Origin of the sequence: Dyadobacter sp. Leaf189, assembly GCF_001424405.1 — a bacterium.
Lineage (GTDB): Bacteria > Bacteroidota > Bacteroidia > Cytophagales > Spirosomataceae > Dyadobacter.
This window is the reverse complement of record NZ_LMPS01000004.1, coordinates 113,931-133,263: the sequence shown is the minus strand read 5'-3', so window position 1 is coordinate 133,263 and position 19,333 is coordinate 113,931. Positions and strand designations below refer to the sequence as shown.

At 42.6% G+C, this 19,333-nt stretch carries 14 protein-coding genes; 7 read left to right on the top strand and 7 right to left on the bottom strand.

From position 1 onward, the window contains the following. Nucleotides 1–3 precede the first annotated feature (3 nt). From gmd to ASG33_RS09875, 5 genes are all read right to left on the bottom strand, one after another. Nucleotides 4–1,146: a GDP-mannose 4,6-dehydratase gene (gene gmd / locus ASG33_RS09900; protein WP_056283806.1), complete on the bottom strand. Its 1,143-nt coding sequence runs from the start codon at nt 1,144–1,146 to the stop codon at nt 4–6. A gap of 175 nt (nt 1,147–1,321) precedes the next feature. Further along, nucleotides 1,322–2,326 (bottom strand): mannose-1-phosphate guanylyltransferase, encoded by a 1,005-nt coding sequence (locus ASG33_RS09895; RefSeq protein ID WP_056283803.1) that lies wholly within the window; start codon nt 2,324–2,326, stop codon nt 1,322–1,324. 451 nt (nt 2,327–2,777) lie between these two features. Then, the gene (locus ASG33_RS09885; RefSeq protein WP_056283796.1) at nt 2,778–5,162 is read right to left on the bottom strand and encodes a polysaccharide biosynthesis tyrosine autokinase; all 2,385 of its coding nucleotides are present in this window, start codon (nt 5,160–5,162) and stop codon (nt 2,778–2,780) included. 41 nt (nt 5,163–5,203) lie between these two features. Beyond that, nucleotides 5,204–5,974 carry a polysaccharide biosynthesis/export family protein gene (locus tag ASG33_RS09880; RefSeq protein ID WP_157474684.1) on the bottom strand — a complete coding sequence of 257 codons (771 nt, stop codon included), beginning with the start codon at nt 5,972–5,974 and terminating at the stop codon, nt 5,204–5,206. 262 nt (nt 5,975–6,236) lie between these two features. Then, nucleotides 6,237–6,980, bottom strand: coding sequence for a tyrosine-protein phosphatase (locus ASG33_RS09875; RefSeq protein ID WP_056283790.1), 744 nt, complete (start codon nt 6,978–6,980; stop codon nt 6,237–6,239). 865 nt (nt 6,981–7,845) lie between these two features. Here ASG33_RS09875 and ASG33_RS09870 point away from each other — a divergent pair. The 5 genes from ASG33_RS09870 (at nt 7,846) to ASG33_RS26210 (ending at nt 14,233) form a co-directional block, all read left to right on the top strand. Further along, on the top strand, nt 7,846–9,483 hold the full coding sequence (locus tag ASG33_RS09870; protein WP_056283788.1) for a DUF1800 family protein: 1,638 nt from the start codon (nt 7,846–7,848) through the stop codon (nt 9,481–9,483). Between the two features lie 9 nt (nt 9,484–9,492). Continuing rightward, entirely contained in the window at nt 9,493–11,016 is a 1,524-nt protein-coding gene (locus ASG33_RS09865; RefSeq protein ID WP_056283785.1) for a DUF1501 domain-containing protein, read from the top strand. A gap of 42 nt (nt 11,017–11,058) precedes the next feature. Further along, nucleotides 11,059–12,651 carry a hypothetical protein gene (locus tag ASG33_RS09860; protein WP_056283782.1) on the top strand — a complete coding sequence of 531 codons (1,593 nt, stop codon included), beginning with the start codon at nt 11,059–11,061 and terminating at the stop codon, nt 12,649–12,651. A gap of 350 nt (nt 12,652–13,001) precedes the next feature. Further along, the gene (locus tag ASG33_RS09850; RefSeq protein WP_162242737.1) at nt 13,002–13,817 is read left to right on the top strand and encodes a T9SS type A sorting domain-containing protein; all 816 of its coding nucleotides are present in this window, start codon (nt 13,002–13,004) and stop codon (nt 13,815–13,817) included. A gap of 308 nt (nt 13,818–14,125) precedes the next feature. Then, nucleotides 14,126–14,233, top strand: coding sequence for a hypothetical protein (locus ASG33_RS26210; protein WP_310589188.1), 108 nt, complete (start codon nt 14,126–14,128; stop codon nt 14,231–14,233). 241 nt (nt 14,234–14,474) lie between these two features. Here ASG33_RS26210 and ASG33_RS09845 read toward each other — a convergent pair whose 3' ends face one another. After that, the gene (locus tag ASG33_RS09845) at nt 14,475–15,146 is read right to left on the bottom strand and encodes a hypothetical protein (RefSeq protein WP_056283773.1); all 672 of its coding nucleotides are present in this window, start codon (nt 15,144–15,146) and stop codon (nt 14,475–14,477) included. Nucleotides 15,147–15,390: 244 nt separating this feature from the next. On the opposite strand from ASG33_RS09845, the gene ASG33_RS09840 reads away from it, so the two are divergent. Then, nucleotides 15,391–17,019, top strand: a complete 1,629-nt coding sequence (locus ASG33_RS09840; protein WP_056283768.1) for a DUF1800 family protein — start codon at nt 15,391–15,393, stop codon at nt 17,017–17,019. 2 nt (nt 17,020–17,021) lie between these two features. Continuing rightward, entirely contained in the window at nt 17,022–18,557 is a 1,536-nt protein-coding gene (locus tag ASG33_RS09835) for a DUF1501 domain-containing protein (RefSeq protein ID WP_229238612.1), read from the top strand. Nucleotides 18,558–18,581: 24 nt separating this feature from the next. On the opposite strand, the gene ASG33_RS09830 is transcribed toward ASG33_RS09835, so the two are convergent. Further along, nucleotides 18,582–19,331, bottom strand: coding sequence for a WecB/TagA/CpsF family glycosyltransferase (locus ASG33_RS09830; RefSeq protein WP_056283765.1), 750 nt, complete (start codon nt 19,329–19,331; stop codon nt 18,582–18,584). Between the last annotated feature and the right edge of the window lie 2 nt (nt 19,332–19,333).

The window sequence follows — 19,333 nt, the reverse complement described above, 5'->3', positions numbered from 1 at the left end:
GACTTATTCAAAATAGTTAAGCACTCCAAAACCTTTTTTCAAAAGTAGCTGGTCTTTTTGAAAGAGAGTCAGATCAGATGTAATCATATCTGCTATAAGCGTTTCAAGTGTGTATTTGGGCTCCCAACCAAGTTGAGTTTTCGATTTAGTCGGATCACCAATTAGAAGCTCAACCTCCGTTGGTCGATAATACCTTGGATCAATGCGCAATACTACCGCACCTGGGGTTAAATGTGCGCCTTGTTCTATCCCTAGTTCAGCAATCCTTGATTGATCAACCGCGGCGATTGTGCCTTCTTCATTTTCTGCTTCACCTCTGAAGTCAATGGTGATACCGAGGAATGCAAAAGTCTCACGGATGAAATCTCTAACTCTTGTTGTGATACCTGTTGCGATGACAAAGTCCTCGGGTTTTTCTTGTTGAAGAATTAGATACATGGCTTCTACATAATCTTTAGCATGCCCCCAATCCCTCTGTGCGTCGATATTTCCCATGTATAGGCAATCCTGAAGGCCTAACGCAATTTTCGCGGCAGCCCTAGTTATCTTCCTTGTAACAAAGGTTTCGCCGCGCAAAGGAGATTCGTGGTTGAAAAGAATACCATTGCATGCAAACATATCATAAGCTTCACGGTAATTAACTGTTATCCAGTAAGCATATAGTTTTGCTACGGCATATGGGGACCGCGGATAGAATGGAGTTGTTTCAGACTGCGGGACCGCCTGTACCAATCCGTACAATTCTGAAGTGGACGCTTGATATATTTTCGTTTTTTTTGTCAGACCCAGCAATCGTACGGCTTCCAAGATTCTTAATGTGCCAATGCCATCGGCGTTTGCCGTGTATTCAGGTTCATCAAAACTTACTTTCACATGACTCATTGCAGCGAGATTATAGATCTCATCTGGCTGAGTTTCCTGGATGATTCTCGTTAAATTCATTGAATCAGTCAAATCGCCATAGTGAAGTATGAACTTCGGATCATCACTGTGTGGATCTTGATACAGGTGGTCGATGCGGTCTGTATTGAAGAGAGAACTTCTTCTTTTAACACCATGTACTATATAGCCTTTACTTAAGAGAAGTTCACTGAGATAAGCACCATCTTGTCCGGTTACACCTGTAATTAATGCTGTCTTTTGCATGATTAATTCCGTTTTGGTTATGTGTTAAAAATTTTATAATAGATACCATCTTAAAAGGAAGGTATTCATTGTGAGCGCCGGCTATTGGATTGTCAGAACCGGAGAAGCTAACTTGCTGCTTATTGGTCAAAGATTCGCACTTTGTAAGCAATTATCACTTTAATGTTCTCACTAACTATTTTACAAGTTCAGGTCTATCTCGTTCAAGTCTTTCAAAGATTGTTTTTACATCCTGAGATCGGCTCTTGTCAAGAATTAAAATTGCATCGTTCGTTTCGACTAATACCAAGTTGCTAACACCCAGAAATTCGACGTGTTTTTCGGACCCTATAACGCAGTTGTTGTTCTTAAAACGATGCGTTTCGCCTTGCAGGTCCCAATGCTCCCAAATTGATTCAAAAGATCCCAGGTCAGACCAACCAAAGTCAGCTTTGACAACTTTCATTTTTTGTGAACGTTCCATGACCGCATAATCGATACTCTGTGACGGAATCTCCAAGGTCTCTAATTCAGGAATAAAGCCGTCAGTCCGACTGATATATGCCTTTTCTGATGCGCTAAAAATCTTCGGCTCAAACAATTTAAGGTCTGCTAAAAAGGCATCTGCTCTAAAACAGAACATTCCGCTATTCCACAAAAACGAGCCGCTGTTTATAAAAGACTCAGCCGTTTCAATATCAGGCTTTTCCCTGAATGAGAGTACGTCATTTCCGGAAAATTCGATATAACCAAACCCTGTCTCTGGTTTTGTAGGAGCGATCCCGAAAGTCACTAAATAGCCCTGTTCAGCCAAACTCCTTGCTTCCTTTACACAAGCAAGATATAGCTCCGGCTTTGTTATAATATGATCCGAAGGGGTAACTAAAAGTATGTCCTCGGGATCGGCATGGAACGCGGCAAAAGCAACTGCGGCAGCTGTATTGCGAGGTACTGACTCAATAATTTCATCATATTGAAATATTTCCGCACGAAGCAAGTCAGTTTTGGATAGAAAATAGTTTTCCCTATTTCCTATTACCAGTATCGTATCAGCGATATCCCTGTTTCTTTCAGCGGTTAGCTGAAAAAGCGATTTCCCGCCGAACATTGGGATGTATTGCTTCGGCATAGATCGTCGCGAAACGGGCCAGAGTCTGCTTCCGACTCCACCTGAAAGTATAACATGTAATAATTTGCCCATTGTAGAGAGTTCTTATAAAAGGTAGATATCCTTGATCAATTGCCACGATAAGAGACATAGCAATGAATTACAGATCCATTTTGACAATGAAGCCTGTGCCTTAGATCAATTTGAATTAGTTGAGCCAACAGTTGACGGTAATATCAGTGATAAACCGCTGGTATTTTTAGAAATGATGCACAAGCATCAACTGGAGACAAGGGTCGGAAGTTCTGTCCGCCGAGCTGGACCTTTTCCGTTTGGTGAGTGGATTTTTCAAGGTAACGTTGAGTTATGTTCAAATTCGATAATTCCTTTCAAAGTGTGCGTTCTGCTGCGCTAAAATAACATAAAAAGCAATTAGACACAATTGTTAGCTCATGAGCGAATCAGGTCACCCGTGCCATGTTAAGGCTTATTAACTGTGCTACTATCTTCCAGCGTAAGCAGATAGCAGCACAGTGGGGTAGAATTAGCTTTTGCTGACCATCTTCTTCAAACGGGCGCCAAGATTTTGGCTTGAGTTCGCGGATTCTTCTGAGTAATACCCGTACCCATAGCCTCCATAGCCGTACCCATAACCGTAACCTGCGCCATAGTTTACACCGTTGAAGATAATGGAAAGATTTGCAAATCGTTTTGCCCGCTGCAAATCACCGATGCGTTTCAGATGGTCCAGAATTGTATAATTGAATCTGACGATATATAAAGTCGCATCCACATGCTCCGCAATAAGCGACGAGTCGGTCACGAGGCCGAATGGCGGCGAATCAATAAGAATATAATCGTATTTTTCTCTTAACTCGTTCAATAAGATAGGTAGTTTGCCATTGCTTAAAAGCTCAGATGGGTTTGGGGGAATCGGGCCACTGGTAAGGACGTTAAACTTCGGATGTACACCAGTGGATTGTATAAAGTCTTCGCTGCCACCTTGTCCGATGAGAGAATTAGAGGCCCCGGTTTTATTCGAAATTCCAAGTCTTTCGTGCAATGTGGGTTTTCTTAAATCCAGCCCTATTAGCAGCACCCGTTTGTCGGAATAAGCTAAACTTGCGGCAAGATTTATACTGATAAAACTTTTTCCCTCTCCGCCAATAGACGATGTGAGCATTATAACTCGACAATTACCATCTCCTAAATATTGTAGGTTTGTCCTCAACGCACGAAACTGCTCGGCGACAGCACTCCTGCTAGTCATTTTGATAATGGAATCTTCCCCGGAAACGCCGTTTACTACACTCTTCATCAATCCGATTTCACCTAATATTGAAGTGTGAGCAATTCGCTCAATTTCCTCCCTACGTTGAACGGTGTTGTTCAACATGAATAGTATGTTAATAAGAAATATGGGAAGAATAATACCCGCTATACCAGCTCCGAGCCAAATCAAAGATTTTTTTGGACGGATTGGATTAAACGTTGAAATAGGAGCGTCTATAAGTCTACTATCGGTAACAGTAGAAGCATACGCTAACGCAGTTTCTTCCCTTTTCTGCAAAAGGTATAGGTATAACTCTTCTTTAATAGATTGTTGTCGTTTAATGCCAACAAACTCGCGCTCTTTTTTTGGTATGCTGCGAAGACCGGCTGAGAAACGCGAATTGATTCCTTCAAGGTTTCTCTTCGTAACGGCCATTCCGCGCTTCAAATTTTGAACATTTTCACGTATTGATTGTCTAGTCCCTTCTAATTGTGTATTTATTGTTTGAAGGAGCGGGTTATTTGGGGAAGTCGTTCTGGCATATCTTTCACGTTGTAATTCTAGTTCGTTAAAGCGAGTCAGTAATGATACAAGAACAGGGTCGTCAATCATGTACGTTGCGGGAGCTACGGCTCCTTCACCAGAATTTTGTATATAATTATCAACACTCTCAAGGATGCTTATCTTAGTATTAACCTCATTAAGTTTACTATCATTCTCTTTGATGTTTTCTAAAAACAGTTGAGATTCAGCGCTAATATCAGTAATACCTTTTTCGGTCTTATAGGATTCAACATCCTTTTCGACGTCGCCAAGTTCTCCGGTAATAAGACCAAGCCTGTTTTCAATAAATTTAAGTGTGTTGCTTGCCTCACTATTTTTGTCACTCAAAGAAGATTGTACATATACATCAAGTAATTTATTCAATACGTCCTTGGATCTTTGAACATTAGTATCTTCGAAATCCAGTTGAAGAACCGTACTTTTTATATTAGGCTGTGTTACGGATAGCCTATTTAGCATTCCCTCTGCTAACAATTTAGTGTCCATAAAATGAATATCAATCTCATCGTATTCCGACACTATCCCTTTGCTCACAACAAACGCGCCCCACGCATTATTGAATCGTTGATTGAATTCAAATAGTTTTTCCTCGTCATTGAATCGGAAATGAGTACTATCTACGATATGTATAACAAGTGGTTTTTTGAGTCCGAAAGGTGTGATAACTTCTGGTTTTACCACTACTGGACTGGCTTTGTACAGGTTTATAGTACGTAGTCCATTTTTACTTGTATATGACACATCTAAACTTAACTCCTTGATTACTTGTTCCATCAGGGTTTGAGACTTGATAATTTCAAGCTCGTTTTCAACAAGCTTGTTACCCCCAAACTGAGAGCTAAGCTCCGATAAGATATCGCCTTGATTTCCACTCAGACCTTTGTTCTCATCTTTTATGAGAATGGAAGTCCTAGTATTGTAAATTGGTTGTGTTATTTGAAGATAAAAGAAAGCCGCAGTAAGCGCGATTGCGAGAAATATTGGAAAGAGATACCAGTATCTAACATACCTTACAATATATTCTTTTAGATTGAATTCTGGTTCCTCATCCTGAAAATTATCATTTCCAAGACTTAAGTTTTGATTGTTCATAATGACACAATTACTTGTTAGTTAAAGACGCTTCTAAAAAGCTAGCGAGTGAAGTTTAATATCAAAATTCCAAGGGTACCTACTGCCGCTACAATGGATGTGATTATCGGAACAAGCTGCGCGTTTCTATCTGTCGCATTTATCTTTGTTTTTATTGGCTCAATGTAAATGATGTCGTTTTTATGCAGATAATAAAAAGGTGATCTAAATATGTCGCGAGACGTCAAGTCAATTCTGGCATAGTTCCTAACCCCATTTTCCTCGCGAATTATCATTATATTATCCCTCCGCCCATATATGGTCAGATCGCCAGCCAAACTCAACACCTCTAGAAGTGAGATCTTCTCATCAGGAATAACATATACAGCTGGACGGTTAACCTCCCCAAGGACGGAGACTTTGAAGTTTAAATTCCTTACGATCACAGATGGCTCTTTAAGGAAATTCATTAGTCTAGTTCGGATTGTGTCTGCAGCATCAGTAGTCCTGAGGCCGGCTATTTTGACCTTTCCAATTAAGGGGACCTCAATAGATCCGTCAGAGTCGACAAGATAGCCAAGCGGTTGAACCCGGGCACCTCCACCAGTCGGTGAATAGTTGGTACTGGCAGTTGTAAAGGTGTTTGGTGTATTAAATACTTCGTTTGCTTCTGTGTTCAAGCTCCCTACAACTATTGATAAGATATCATTTGATTGTATGACAGGGACATATATCTGATCCACCTGTTGCGAAGATAGGCGAAGTGTGTCTCCTTGGAAATATACAATTGACTTTGGCGACACGCAGGATATAAGGGTGCCAAATATTGTCATACAGCTCAAAATTAGGATTAGGGCTGCTTGCTTTAAACTTCTGTGATAATTGTTCATAATGGATACGATGAGTAAAGTTGCGTGCACATATTCTGGCGTCAATAGGTATTTACGTCAGTTTTATTAATTCGTTTATTCATCCAAAAAATCGTCAAAATAATCACGATGTGATTAGCAGTTGCTTCGGATGTCTGTAGCTGGTCTTGGGAATGTACAAGTCTTATAAGACGCTTTCATCACAAATATAGAATGAATTCGGTCCTCATTCCGGTATATTCAAAAGTTTTGTGTTCTGGAATGGATAATCTGAAATCCAGTTCTTTCGGTTGCTTCTTTGGATCATATCTATATGTTGCATTTTGTGTGCATCTGTTCCAAGGAAGGTAATAAGGTTATTTTTTAACAACCATTCTGCCATTCTGTTTATATTCTCTCCGTAATAAGTTGTCAAAGACAAAATATTAAGCTGCAATTCGCAGCCTTGATCTACCAGTTTCCGATATACTTCTGGGGTAGAGTAGAAGTATGTGTATCTTTCTGGGTGGGCAAGTATTGGTTGGTACCCTCTCTCAATGATTGAAAAGAGAGTTTCTGAGGTATTCATTAGTGGAGTAGAATAAGGTAGTTCAACCAACACCCTATTTCCTGGCAACGTTAGTATAGTTTCTCCCGATGCGAGCATTTCATTGAAATGTTCATCAATAAAATACTCGGCAGCAGCTGCAAGTTCGACAACTAAACCCGCATCCCGACAAGCTGACCGTACTTGTTCTACTTTTGAAAGAATAATTTCAGGAGTATTGCGATAACAATCCCACATCACGTGAGGGGTTGTTACTAATTTCTTGTAGCCCAGTGACTGCATTTTTCTCACCATTGCCACAGCTTCTTCAACGGTTTCAACACCGTCATCGATACCCGGAAGCAGATGGGAATGTATATCTATGCCTATGTGGTCAAGATTAAGTTCTTCAGTCTTCTTTCTATCAAATAACCAGTTGAGCATACATAATTGATCATCACTCTCAATACTAGATTTTAATGACTCGGAGGATCAGCATTTCAAAAATGCATCGAGTTGGACAAATTTAAGATAAAAATTGTAATAAAACATCTGTTACATAAGTGAAATTTTTCCAGGAATGTTAAAAAAAGTGCTCAGTATCCATTATTGAAGACATTCAAGGCCTTGATTTTCCTTGACGATGACTTATCGCGGAGAGATTTTGAAGAATTTACAATTGATTTTCTATGTCGGAAGATTGCATAAATCGAAGTTTTGTTGTCGATTTATATGTCAAAACTAGCCTTGATTATGTTAAAAAGGATCAGAATTGGCTGATATCTCATATCAAGAGCGTTTAGAAAAAGGTCTTAGTCCTGGAACGGGCAAAACATTCCCGTAATATCTTGATTGAACACTCTGTGGCTAGACTATTGGATGGCAACACCATAAACATAGCGAGTTCTGCGATAGGCGGATTTGTATGATTAGAAGTTAGTTGTGTTTCACATCTGAACGGCCCGGTCAGAAATCTTGCTTCTCTAATGCTTCCTGATTCTTGTACAAGGGTCAATAATAAAGCTTCATACCATTGTATGCACCATAGGTAGCCAACAATCCTTCTTATAACATCTTACTAAGCGAGCAACGCAGCCGCATTTGCCATTCCGGAGAATGACTACACAAGCAGTTGTTCTACAAAAAAAAATAGTTTGTAGAATAAATTATAAAATATTAGAAATACTTGTAACTTTGTTAGGAAAGTAAGTGTTATCTAGCTGCAACTTTATTCGTACGGCTCTACGAGCCAGCCGGTGGTTGGTTTACTTATTTTATCCTCATAGTTCTTATCCAATTCGCCGTATAAATGGCTTATTTAGACACCTACACAGAAGTCCTGGATAGTGCTGGCGCAGCACATTTATTAAGGCGAGCTACTTTCGGGCCAACTCAACAAGAAATAAAGGATTTCACAGGCAAGACAGCAGATGAAGCCGTTCAGATCCTTATCGCCAACGCTTCCAGAAGGAGAACACCGCCGCCACCAGTCGAAATGGATGAAACCAGGCCAGATGCTGGAAAGCCCTTTATTACAAAGCCCTTTGATTTATCCAGAACATATACTTACCTGAATTACGTACAGTATTGGTGGATAGGTCTTATGACTGAACAGACTGGATATCCTTCAGTATTGGAGAAGTTAACAGCCTTCTGGCAAAACCATTTTGTTGTGAATGGCTCAGAAGTACAGGACTACAGGTTTACTAATCAATATTTGAACTTGCTAAGAGGACATGCTCTTGGGAATTTTCGGGATATGGTTATTGGCGTGACGAAGGATCCGGCCATGCTAGTTTTTCAAAATGGAGATAAAAACTCGAAAGAGCGCCCGAATGAGAATTACGCTCGCGAGTTGCAGGAGCTGTTTACTGTTGGTCAAAGAGATGTTGAGGGAAATTACAACTATACAGAAGAGGATGTTAAAGAGGCTGCACGTGTTCTGACAGGTTGGCAGGTGTTCAATAGGAATAAAAAGGACTCAACTACATTCGGCGTTCAATACAATGCCGACAGGCACGACACGGGTGCTAAGAACTTTTCTCCAAAGTATAACAATACGAGTATTGCTGGCAGGTCTGGACCAACTTCTGGAGATGAAGAATTGTCGGACTTGGTTAACATGTTGCTCAGTCATCCTCAATCACCCCGGTTTATATGCAGAAAGCTATATCGATGGTATGTAAATCCAAACATCACTCAGGAAATTGAGGATCAGGTTGTTATTCCTTTGGCTGCGTTTTTTTCGAGTGCTGCAAATAATTTCGCAATAGAGCCGGTCATTAGAAAGCTTCTAGCAAGTAATATTTTTTTCGACCAAAGGAATATTGCTGCAATAGTAAAATCTCCTGCTGAATTGATGATAGGTGCGATGCGGTTTTTTGAGCAACCCGTCCCCGACATGACTTCCGATTACGTGGCTTTCCGGAAGATGATGAATTTCATCAACTATAGTATAAATCTTCAGCAGCTCGATTTTTTGAATCAGCCTACAGTCTTTGGCTCTCTTCCTTACTATCAGACGGGGTATTCTCGAAACTGGATCAATGAAACGACATTAGGACTTCGTGGCTCCCGTACGGATATGTTAGTTTATCCAAGTTATACTGTCAAAACAGGCTACAAAATCGGAATCGAAGTGCTAGAAAGGTTGAAATCCATCCAGCCGAATTTTTCTGATGTCCAAGGTACCCCTGCAATCACTTGCGAGCAGGTTCTAGCGGAGTATACCCGTAACCTCTTTCCTGTTGAGCTCTCACAGGCTCAGAAAGATTTTTTAATAGACGCGATCATGATGATGAAGAGTAGTCCGAGAATGACATGGACGAAAGAGTGGAACAATTACAGAAGTGCGCCTGCAGATGTTACAAGGCAAAATATCGTGCTGTGGAGAGTTCGTGCGCTTTTGAAGTATTTGCTAAGAATGGCTGAATATCAAATATTTTGATCAATTGAGATGAAGAGAAGAGATTTTATTGGAGCAGCTGCTTTGATGCCGTTTATGCTGAATGGGTTCAAGATCAAAAGCCTTGATAAGGGGTCGTCAATCGTGAAATCCTTGAGGCAAACAATGGCTCAGCACAACGACAGAATATTAGTGATTATCTATCTGGCAGGAGGTAATGACGGATTGAACACGGTGATCCCACTCGAATACTATTCAGAATACTATAATCTTAGAAGTAATCTGGCGATTCCCGAGTCTAAGGTACTTAGGTTAGACGGCAATCCCGAGACCGGTCTGCACCCCGCTATGACTGGGCTTCAACAGATGTACAATGAGGGTAAACTTGCTATTGTGCACTCAGTGTCGTATCCGAATCCAGACTTGTCTCACTATCGTTCAACAGACATTTGGATGACCGGCGTGGATGCTTCCAAATACGTTTCTTCCGGCTGGGCTGGACGATATCTAGATGACCGGTTTCCAGGTTATCCTGAGAAATATCCTAATTCTGAAATGGACGATCCACTTGCCGTTCAAATTGGTCAGATAAGCACAAAGACATTAGTGGGTAATCAGCAATCGATGTCCGTCACTTTGCAGGATCCCGATAGTTTCTATAAGCTAATCGGAGAGCCAGGAATGTCGGAAGACAATAACCGTCCGTGCTGTGATGCCGGTGACTTGATTGAATATATAAGATTGAAACAAGTATCTGCTGTCGGTTATTCGGCAGAGATAAAGACTGCAGCTGAAGCCGGAAAAAATCTTGCGACTTATCCAGACGCTTCAGCGAAAAATGAACTTGCGGAACAACTCAAGATCGTAGCTAGATTGATTCATGGAGGTCTGAAGTCCAAAGTGTATTACGTGGAACTAGGTGGCTTCGATACTCATGCGGACCAAGTTGGCTCAACAACGCTTGAAGGGAATCATGCAATCCTCCTCAAGAAGATGTCCGATGCAATCGCAGCATTTCAGAATGATTTGAAACTACAAGGTACAGAAGAGAAGGTTGTCGGGATGACATTTTCAGACTTCGGCAGACGAGCAACGTCAAATGCTTCGAAAGGTACCGACCACGGTATAGGCGCTCCCATGCTTGTTTTTGGGAAAGGGATAAAGAGGAATGTCATTGGTACCAATCCAAACTTAATTAACGGATTTGCACCTACAACTGGTTCTTCCCGAAGCTATGATAAAGATATCAAGATGCAAATAGACTTTAGAAGGGTCTATTCGGATATGCTTAATGAGTGGTTCGGTTCTGCAACTTCGGTAGCTGATAAGGTGATGTATCAGAACTTCAAGACAACCTCTTTGTTTTCCGAAACAGTTCAGACTTTGGCTTCCGGTGCTTGGTTGAATCCGGATGTATGGTCTTGTGGTCGGGTTCCCAGCTCAAAGGACATTATTAAAGTCAACGCTGGTCATGTAATTGAAGTGGGCCATCACATAGTTGCAAAAGACATCAACATTGTCTCAGGTGGTGAATTAAAGTTTTTGGGTGATTACAATGTCAACATCACAGGTTGATCACTACTGTATTAAACGATAGTTTAAAAGACATTTAAGTTGATGGCTAAATTATATAAGTTATTAGTTTTTGTACTTGCCCTTCAGAGTGTAAGCTATTCCTCGCTTGGACAGAGCAGCATTATCAAATCTGAGCGCAAGGCGCCTCCCGGGATAGTTAGTTTTTCCGAAACTGCAAAAATAGCAAGTATTGGAAATAGCAAGCATATTGATGGATATGTCCGGAAATATGGAGATGATATCTTCACATTCCCGGTTGGTCAGAATGGCGTCTTCAGACCTTTCGCAGCGCAGGCAGACAGGACGACGGGTGCGTACTTCGCTGGAACGCCGTCGTCAAACTCATTTTCTATCGAATCAACATTTAGTTATGATAGAAGGGACGGGCTGGTGAAAGCTGTTGGCAACAAGGAGTTCTGGGATATAAATGGGTCTAAGGCAACTCGACTAACGTTGTCTTGGAATGCAGCGAGTGATGTTGCAGGAATTACTGATAACGATCTAAAGTCACTTACGATAGTTGGATGGAATACCTCTACAAGCAATTGGGAAAAGATTGAATCCTTAGTGGATGAGGTGTCAATTTTTACTGCCATGAGTAGTGATGTGAGTCAAGGTTCCATTACGACAATTCAGTCAATTACCCCAGACACATATTCAATTTACTCGTTTGGCTCATTGCAGCAAGCAAACGCGTCTTCAAAATTCAATGGAGTTCTGGAATCGGTCTCATGCACGGAGATCACAGGATGGGTGTGGGATGAGAATCACCCAAATTCTGTCTTGAACGTAGAGTTGGTTGAAGGAACCAAAATCTATGCATCTACATCGGCGGGAATTTTTCGGCAGGATCTAAAAACAAAGGGTATAGGCACAGGATATCATGCATTCAAGTTTGTAGTTCCATCAGCCTTGCTGAGTGATGGTGTTAATCATAACTTAAGTGTCAGAGTTAAGGGTACGAGTTATCTTCTAAACGGCTCCCCCAAAGCATTTAGCTGTTCTTACGAAGGTACTTTTGAGGGCTCAGACTGCTATAAAATTAGTGGTTGGGTCAGAGATAAAAACAATACCAATACCGCCTTGAAAGTTGAGATAATGGATGGCAACACTATTCTCTCAACTGTTGTAGCAGAAAAGTATAGAGCCGACTTAAAGAGTAAGGGCTTAGGAACTGGAAATTATGGGTTCAGCATCGATGTTCCACCTTCGCTAAAGGATGGTGCTTCTCATTCACTGACTGTGAGAGTTAAAGGAACTACCTATGTTTTAACAAACTCTCCTCAGGTAGTAGTTTGCCCGGGACCGTCGTATGACGGCAAATTTGAAAGAGCAGAGTGCGGCGTAATAAGTGGCTGGGTATGGGATAAAAGTTATCCAAATTCAGCACTAGTTGTTGAGCTATTTGAAGGAAATACGGTTTATGCTACGGCGACCGCCAATATTTTCCAGGAGAGTCTTCAGCGATATGGTATTGGTACCGCCAAGTATGGTTTCAGTATAGCGACACCAACAAGTTTGAAAGATGGGAAAGAGCACGCCTTGAACATACGCGTAAAAGTCACCGCGCAGTCTGACCTGTGCTGCCAACGTGTACGACGGCAAGTTCGAGCGGGCCGACTGCGGTTTGATTAGCGGCTGGGTGTGGGACAAAATCAATCCCGATGCTGCTTTAACAGTTGAGTTGTATGAGGGCAGCACTGTTTATGCCRCTGTAGTTGCCGACATTTACCAGGAATCTCTCAAAAATTACGGGGTAGGCACTGGAAAGTACGGTTTYAGCATCGCGACTCCTGCTAGTCTTAAGGATGGAAAGGCTCATTCGCTGAACATGCGTGTGAAGGGAACAACGTTTGTAATTCCGAGCTCACCGCGCAGCCTGACCTGTGCTGCCAATGTGTATGACGGCAAGTTCGAGCGGGCTGACTGCGGGGTTGTAAGCGGCTGGGTRTGGGATAAAATCAACCCTGATTCCGCATTAATTGTTGAGCTTCTTCCAGGAGAGTCTTCAGAAATTTGGTATCGGCACTGCCAAGTACGGTTTCAGTATAGCGACACCAGCAAGCTTGAAAGATGGGAAAGCGCACGCCCTAAGCGTACGTGTGAAAGGAACAACATTTATAATTCCGAGTTCACCGCGCAGTCTGACCTGTGCTGCCAATGTCTATGACGGTAAATTTGAGCGGGCCGACTGTGGAGTTGTAAGCGGGTGGGTATGGGATAAACTTAATCCTGATGTTGCCTTAACTGTCGAGTTGTATGAGGGTAACACTGTTTACGCAACTGCTACTGCTAATATATTTAAGGAAAGTCTGCAAAAATATAATATCGGTACGGCCAATTACGGTTTTAGTTTAGCTACCCCGGCAAGCTTAAAAGATGGGAAAACTCACACATTAAGCGTTCGTGTAAAAGGCACTTCGTATGTGATTCCAAGTTCTCCAAGATCCATATTGTGCGGAGTGACTGCAAGAATAGGTAGTGAAATAACCGAAGAGATTGCAAGGTCTGGGGAAATAGGAGTTCTTTCAGAACCTGAGGTAGACTATATAACCTTATCAGCTGCACCTAATCCAACGAACGGACATTTTGTGGCTTCCTTTAATCTTAAAAAGAATGAGCAAGGCACTGTTTCAGTGACGAATATGCTGGGTCAGGCTGTTTGGAAGGGTTTTGTTGCTGGAAACGGAGGTTTGATTGAACAAGCAATAAACTTGACTGGACAGGCCAGCGGCATGTATATTCTTAGCCTCTCCGTGAATAACCAAGTTCGAACAACTCGAGTGTTCCTAAGTAGATAAATATTTAAAATTAGTTAGAAGATCACAGCCTTTATCAGACTTACGGGCAAGTTCTTCTAACTAATTTTAATATTCAAGCGAGGGTTAAGAGTCGAGAGATACCTAATGGCTGTTAGGGCAGTTGAAGAATTGCGGCATCTAAAAGGTGCTATAAGGCGAGCTGGATGGGTATTTAGGTTTTGATAAACATGAACAGCCAGGGAATTGCAATTCACGTAATGGCTAGGGCAAAAAAGAATCAAGACCAGCTATGGCGAATCAGAGATCAGTGTTCCAAGAGATAGCATGCCAACAGCAAATATTCTTATGTGATCAAAAGCTGCCGAGGAAACTGGGAAGAACTGACGGTGTTTTTTGATCTTCCATTGGAGGAGATCAGACAAATCATTTACACGACTAACCTGATTGAGACCTGAATGCGAAAATCAGAAAATACACAAAGAATAAGTTTTCGCTCCAAATTACTAAGCCGTATTGCAATCAGTCATCTGGCACTAGGAGGCATATCAAAAATGGATCATACCATTCAATCGGAACATGATCCTAATCAGTTTTCAACTATTATTGAAGATGGGTCAGGCTTTAAATCCGTCCAATCCTGCTCTTAAAGTCTATTCAGATAATGCGATAGTCTCATTGCAAGCTTTCTCTCAATTGTCAATTAGTCCTCGACCCTTCTTCCGATCGCCTCGAACGCTTGCTGCGCTTTTTTATTTTTTGCGCCAGTTTTTTGTCGGGATGAATAATTAGCGAATCGTCACGTTGCTTTTTTTCCAGCATATCCCGATCGTAAATCCATCCAACTACTTCGTAAGTCTGCCCGCTTGTACTCTGGGCTATTCCAACTTTGATCCGCTTGGAGAAATTGGACCATGAATGTGTCCACTTTACTTCGCCTTTTTTAAAGTCTGTTAATTTGGGTGATGCAAGTAAAGTTTTTGGAGAACCATTATCCGTTTCCAAAAACTCGATCAGATTTTTATGGTCATCCCAAAGCTTTATACCTGAATAGGATGCATCACGACTAATGCCGGCAAGCTCAATTTTGAAGAGTTCTGACTGGCTATTAAAAAGTGGTTTTACAAAATAGGTATTTGTGCCAAATCCTTGTAGTATATACCGGTTTGCTGCCTGATACTCCTTCAAAGAGATTCCGAAATTTACCCCAGGAAGTGCAATCCTGGATTTTGCCAGATCCTTGCTTGAATCTGGTTGACTATTGATTACCTCAGGAGTTTTAATCGTCTCCGTTGTGGACAGTTTCTCATCTGATCTTGAGTTGCAGCCCACGGTCACAAGTGTCAATACAAGGAAGCCATGAAATTTCATATAGAGGTTTCAATACCGTTGAATAGTCTGTAAATATATTAAAATACACCTAAGCAAGTGACGCTGGTGTTGTAAATCATGCTTTTCATCCAAAGTTTTTCGATATTTCTGCCGGTAGGATGCGCATTAATTAAATATTTAGGTTTTCAGGTTTGTAGCTAAAATTCGATAAATTGCAAGAAAGTTGTTAGGTTTAAATCAACAGTAGAGTAGCAATTCTACCGCTCCGTCCCTACCATTTACCATGCCCTATCTCGACCCCTTCTCGCAGCCGCTGTCGACCAAAAATGCGGCACATTTGCTTCGGCGCGCTACGTTTGGTCCTACGCCGGATGAGATAGCTGATTTTACCGGGCTGTCTGCCGCGGAGGCCGTGAGTGCCCTTATCAGCAATGCCGCTTTAACACTTTCTCCGCCGCCGCCGGTTGTCATGGATGAAGCTTCGCCGGTTGCTGGTCAGACGTTTACTGATAGACCGTTCGATTCCGGCAAGAGTAATGAATATAGCTTTTATGTGAAATATTGGTGGATCGGGTTAATGGCCGAGCAGAATGGGAAACCTTCCGTGTTGGAGAAGTTGACTGCCTTTTGGCAAAACCATTTTGTAACCACACAAACGGTTGTCACTGACTACCGGCTTTCTTACCAGTACATCAGCTTACTGCGCAAGAACAGTCTGGGCAATTTTAAGACACTTGTTTCCGAAATGACAAAGGATGCAGCTATGCTCATTTATCAGAACGGTAACCAAAACGAGAAGGATCACCCGAATGAAAATTACGCAAGGGAGTTGCAGGAGCTGTTTACAGTAGGTCAGCGGAATTTTGCCAATGTTCCCAACTACACGGACGCAGATGTGAAAGCGGCAGCCCGACTGCTCACCGGCTGGCAAGTGGAAAATCAGTCAGCCCACGGCTCTGCTTCTGCCAGGACCGTATTTAACCCTGATCGCCACGATACCGAAGACAAACAGTTTTCATCTCATTATAATAATACAGTTATAAAAGGCAGGGCAGGCGCGAATGCAGGAGACGAAGAACTTACCGGCTTGATCGATATGCTGACGCGACATCCCGAATGCGCCAGGTTCATTTGCCGGAAACTTTATCGCTGGTATGTCAACACGGATGTGCCCCAGGATATTGAAAACAATGTAATTGTCCCGCTCGCCGATTTCTTCGCCAGTGCAGAAAACAACTTTGCATTGGAGCCGGTACTGCGGAAACTACTTTCAAGCGATATTTTCTTCCATTCAGATAACATCGGCTCGATCATCAAGTCCCCCGCGGAGTTGCTGGTCGGTTGCATGCGGTTTTTCAAGCAGCCGGTCCCCGATATGAAGAAGGAATATGTGGCCTTTAAGAAGTACGTGGAATACATACATTGGCGCATGTACCCGATGCAGCTTAACCTGCTGGACCAGCCTTTGGTATTTGGGTCTTTACCTTATTACCAGACGGGCTACTCGGTTAACTGGATCAATTCGGCAAGTATCGGAATGCGCAGGATGTTTACCGATCAGATGGTTTATCCCACCGAAATTCACCCGAATTTTAAGGTCGGCATTGATCTGGTGAAGTGGGTCAGTTCATTGCAGCCCAACTTCTCGGACGTAGAGGGCACTCCGCCCATTACCTGCGAACAGGTATTCGACGCATTGAGTAAAAATCTCTTTGTTCATGATTTGTTTCCATCTCAAAGAGAATTCCTCATTGACAAAATCATGATGTATTCGGCTCCCAGGAAATCTTGGGAATTTGAATTCAATGCTTACCGGAAAAATCAGAATCAGGAAACCAGAGGCGGGATTTTGTGGCGGTTGGAAGCAGTAATGAAGTATATGATGAGCATGGCTGAATTTCAAATTTTTTGACAATGTCGACGATTAACAGAAGAGACTTTCTTGCGGCAACTTCCTCGATGGTCCTGCCGGTGATGTTAAATGGATTTGGTGTAAAAGCATTTGCCAGAAATTCAGCACTCGTAAATTCACTTCATGAGGCAGTCGCCGCGAATCCGGACAGGATTCTGGTGATTATCTATCTGAATGGGGGGAATGACGGTCTGAATATGGCTATTCCGGTGGAGCACTACTCGCGCTACCACGCACTTCGCAGCAACATCGCTATTCCTGAAAACAAGGTCCTACCGCTGGGTAACAGCAAGCAAATGGGGTTGCACCCTGCAATGCCGGGCATGCAGCAGCTATATAATGAAGGGAAACTCGCTATCGTCCATTCGGTTTCTTATCCCAATCCCAACCTCTCGCACATCAGGTCTACTGATATTTACATGACCGGTTCTGATGCGAACCAGTATGCTTCTACGGGCTGGGCAGGAAGATACCTCGATGATCGTTTTCCCGGTTACCCGGAGAACTACCCGAACGACAATATGAAAGACCCGCTGGCGATACAGATCGGGCATATTGCAAGTACAAGTTTGTTGGGACAGCGGCAGTCAATGGGCGTTGTCATGGCGACGCCCGACGAATTTTACCAGCTGGTAGGCACACAAACCAACATTCCCGTGGACGATCTGCCATGTTGCTACTCGGGCCAGCTGATCAAGTATGTCAGGGAACAGCAGGTACTTTCAATCGGATATGGATCCCAGATCAAACGCGCTTCGGAAGCTGGGAGAAATATGGCGGGCTATCCTGAAAATGGCAACGAACTTGCAGAGCAGCTTAAAATTGTGGCTCGCCTGATCCACGGGGGCTTGCAGAGCAAAATATATTATGTAGAGCTCGGCGGCTTCGATCTGCATTCCGGACAGGTTGATGGAAATGATCCGGTGAACGGAGCACATGCTACGCTGTTGAGCAAACTTTCCGGCGCTGTGTCCGCTTTTCAGCAGGATTTGAAGTTGCAGGGTACCGAAGACCGTGTCATAGGAATGACATTTTCAGACTTCGGCCGGCGCGCTTCCTCGAATGCTTCTAAAGGCACCGATCACGGCATAGCCGCTCCGATGCTGGTTTTTGGAACAGGCATAAAAAGGCAGAACATCGGCACAAACCCGGATCTCGCCAACGATCTGGTACCGCCGCCTTCAAGCTCCGGAGATAATAATTATGATATTGCAATGCAGATTGATTTCCGCCGTGTTTATTCTGATATTCTGAATAACTGGTTTGGCGCGGAAAGCTCGAAAACGGATTCTTTGCTTTTCAAAAGCTTTAAAAATGTGTCGCTGTTTTCTGATGTAGTAGAAACAATCAATTCCGGCCCGTGGGGTGAAAAGTCTGTCTGGTCTCACGGCAGGGTCCCCGATATAAACGATCTTGTTCGAATAAACCGGGGACATACCATATCAATCAATCAGAATATAGCTGCGAAAAAAATCAATGTAGACGCAGGCGGAGAGTTGTATTTCCAGGGAAATTATAAGGTGGATACAAGGGAATAGAGGAGGAGTACGATACTGACTGCGCTATGCTTTTTTACGTTTTATATGAGAAATATGGAGAAGCACGTCTTTGACAAAGGCCAGCTGATTCTTTGTGTTTCTCCTAAAAATTTCAGGTCTGAGAAAAATTCGCACCAGCCATTCCAAGCGCAGCTTGATCCAGATAGGCGCTGGTCTTTTGCTATTCCCTGCATACCAGTCAAATACATTGCCCACGGCGCACAAAATTCGTGCATTCACAAGATCGCGGTGCTGATATCCCCATTTCTCCTGCTTTGGGGCAGTCATAGCAATAAAAAGAATGTCAGGCTGAAAGGCGTTGACTGCTTCAACCATCCGTGCATTGTCTTCATCCGAAAACTCTGCTTTATAAGGCGGAGAGTAGCTGCCCGTGATGATCCGGGGATATTCCTTGCCCAGTCTGTCGGTAATCTTGTTCAGCGTTGATTCCGTTGATCCAAGTAAAAAAACTTTCCATCCATGTTTGTTGGCTTTGTCAACGAGATAATCGAAACAGTCTTGACCGGCTATCTTTTTGATATTCTTTCCATTCAGCAAAATGCTTCCAAGAGCGATTCCGATGCCGTCTAGTACGAGAAGATCGGAGCCTTTCAGTGCCTCTTCAAATTCCTGGTCTTGCAGGGCGATACCGTATGAATTGGGACTGAATGTATTGATCAGCAATTTCTTAACATCTGCCCTGATGATATCCAAAGAAGCCGAAAATACCTCGTAGCTCAAAACGTTTGTACTTTTGTATCCTTGAAGTTCCATAA

Excerpts from the sequence above, each read along its gene's own strand:
- ASG33_RS09865 (WP_056283785.1), top strand. The coding sequence starts at position 9,493 with ATGAAGAGAAGAGATTTTATTGGAGCAGCTGCTTTGATGCCGTTTATG.
- ASG33_RS09875 (WP_056283790.1), bottom strand. The coding sequence starts at position 6,980 with ATGCTCAACTGGTTATTTGATAGAAAGAAGACTGAAGAACTTAATCTT.
- ASG33_RS09845 (WP_056283773.1), bottom strand. The coding sequence starts at position 15,146 with ATGAAATTTCATGGCTTCCTTGTATTGACACTTGTGACCGTGGGCTGC.
- ASG33_RS09835 (WP_229238612.1), top strand. The coding sequence starts at position 17,022 with ATGTCGACGATTAACAGAAGAGACTTTCTTGCGGCAACTTCCTCGATG.
- ASG33_RS09840 (WP_056283768.1), top strand. The coding sequence starts at position 15,391 with ATGCCCTATCTCGACCCCTTCTCGCAGCCGCTGTCGACCAAAAATGCG.
- ASG33_RS09830 (WP_056283765.1), bottom strand. The coding sequence starts at position 19,331 with ATGGAACTTCAAGGATACAAAAGTACAAACGTTTTGAGCTACGAGGTA.
- ASG33_RS09885 (WP_056283796.1), bottom strand. The coding sequence starts at position 5,162 with ATGAACAATCAAAACTTAAGTCTTGGAAATGATAATTTTCAGGATGAG.
- ASG33_RS09870 (WP_056283788.1), top strand. The coding sequence starts at position 7,846 with ATGGCTTATTTAGACACCTACACAGAAGTCCTGGATAGTGCTGGCGCA.
- ASG33_RS09880 (WP_157474684.1), bottom strand. The coding sequence starts at position 5,974 with ATGACAATATTTGGCACCCTTATATCCTGCGTGTCGCCAAAGTCAATT.
- ASG33_RS09895 (WP_056283803.1), bottom strand. The coding sequence starts at position 2,326 with ATGGGCAAATTATTACATGTTATACTTTCAGGTGGAGTCGGAAGCAGA.
- gmd (WP_056283806.1), bottom strand. The coding sequence starts at position 1,146 with ATGCAAAAGACAGCATTAATTACAGGTGTAACCGGACAAGATGGTGCT.
- ASG33_RS09860 (WP_056283782.1), top strand. The coding sequence starts at position 11,059 with ATGGCTAAATTATATAAGTTATTAGTTTTTGTACTTGCCCTTCAGAGT.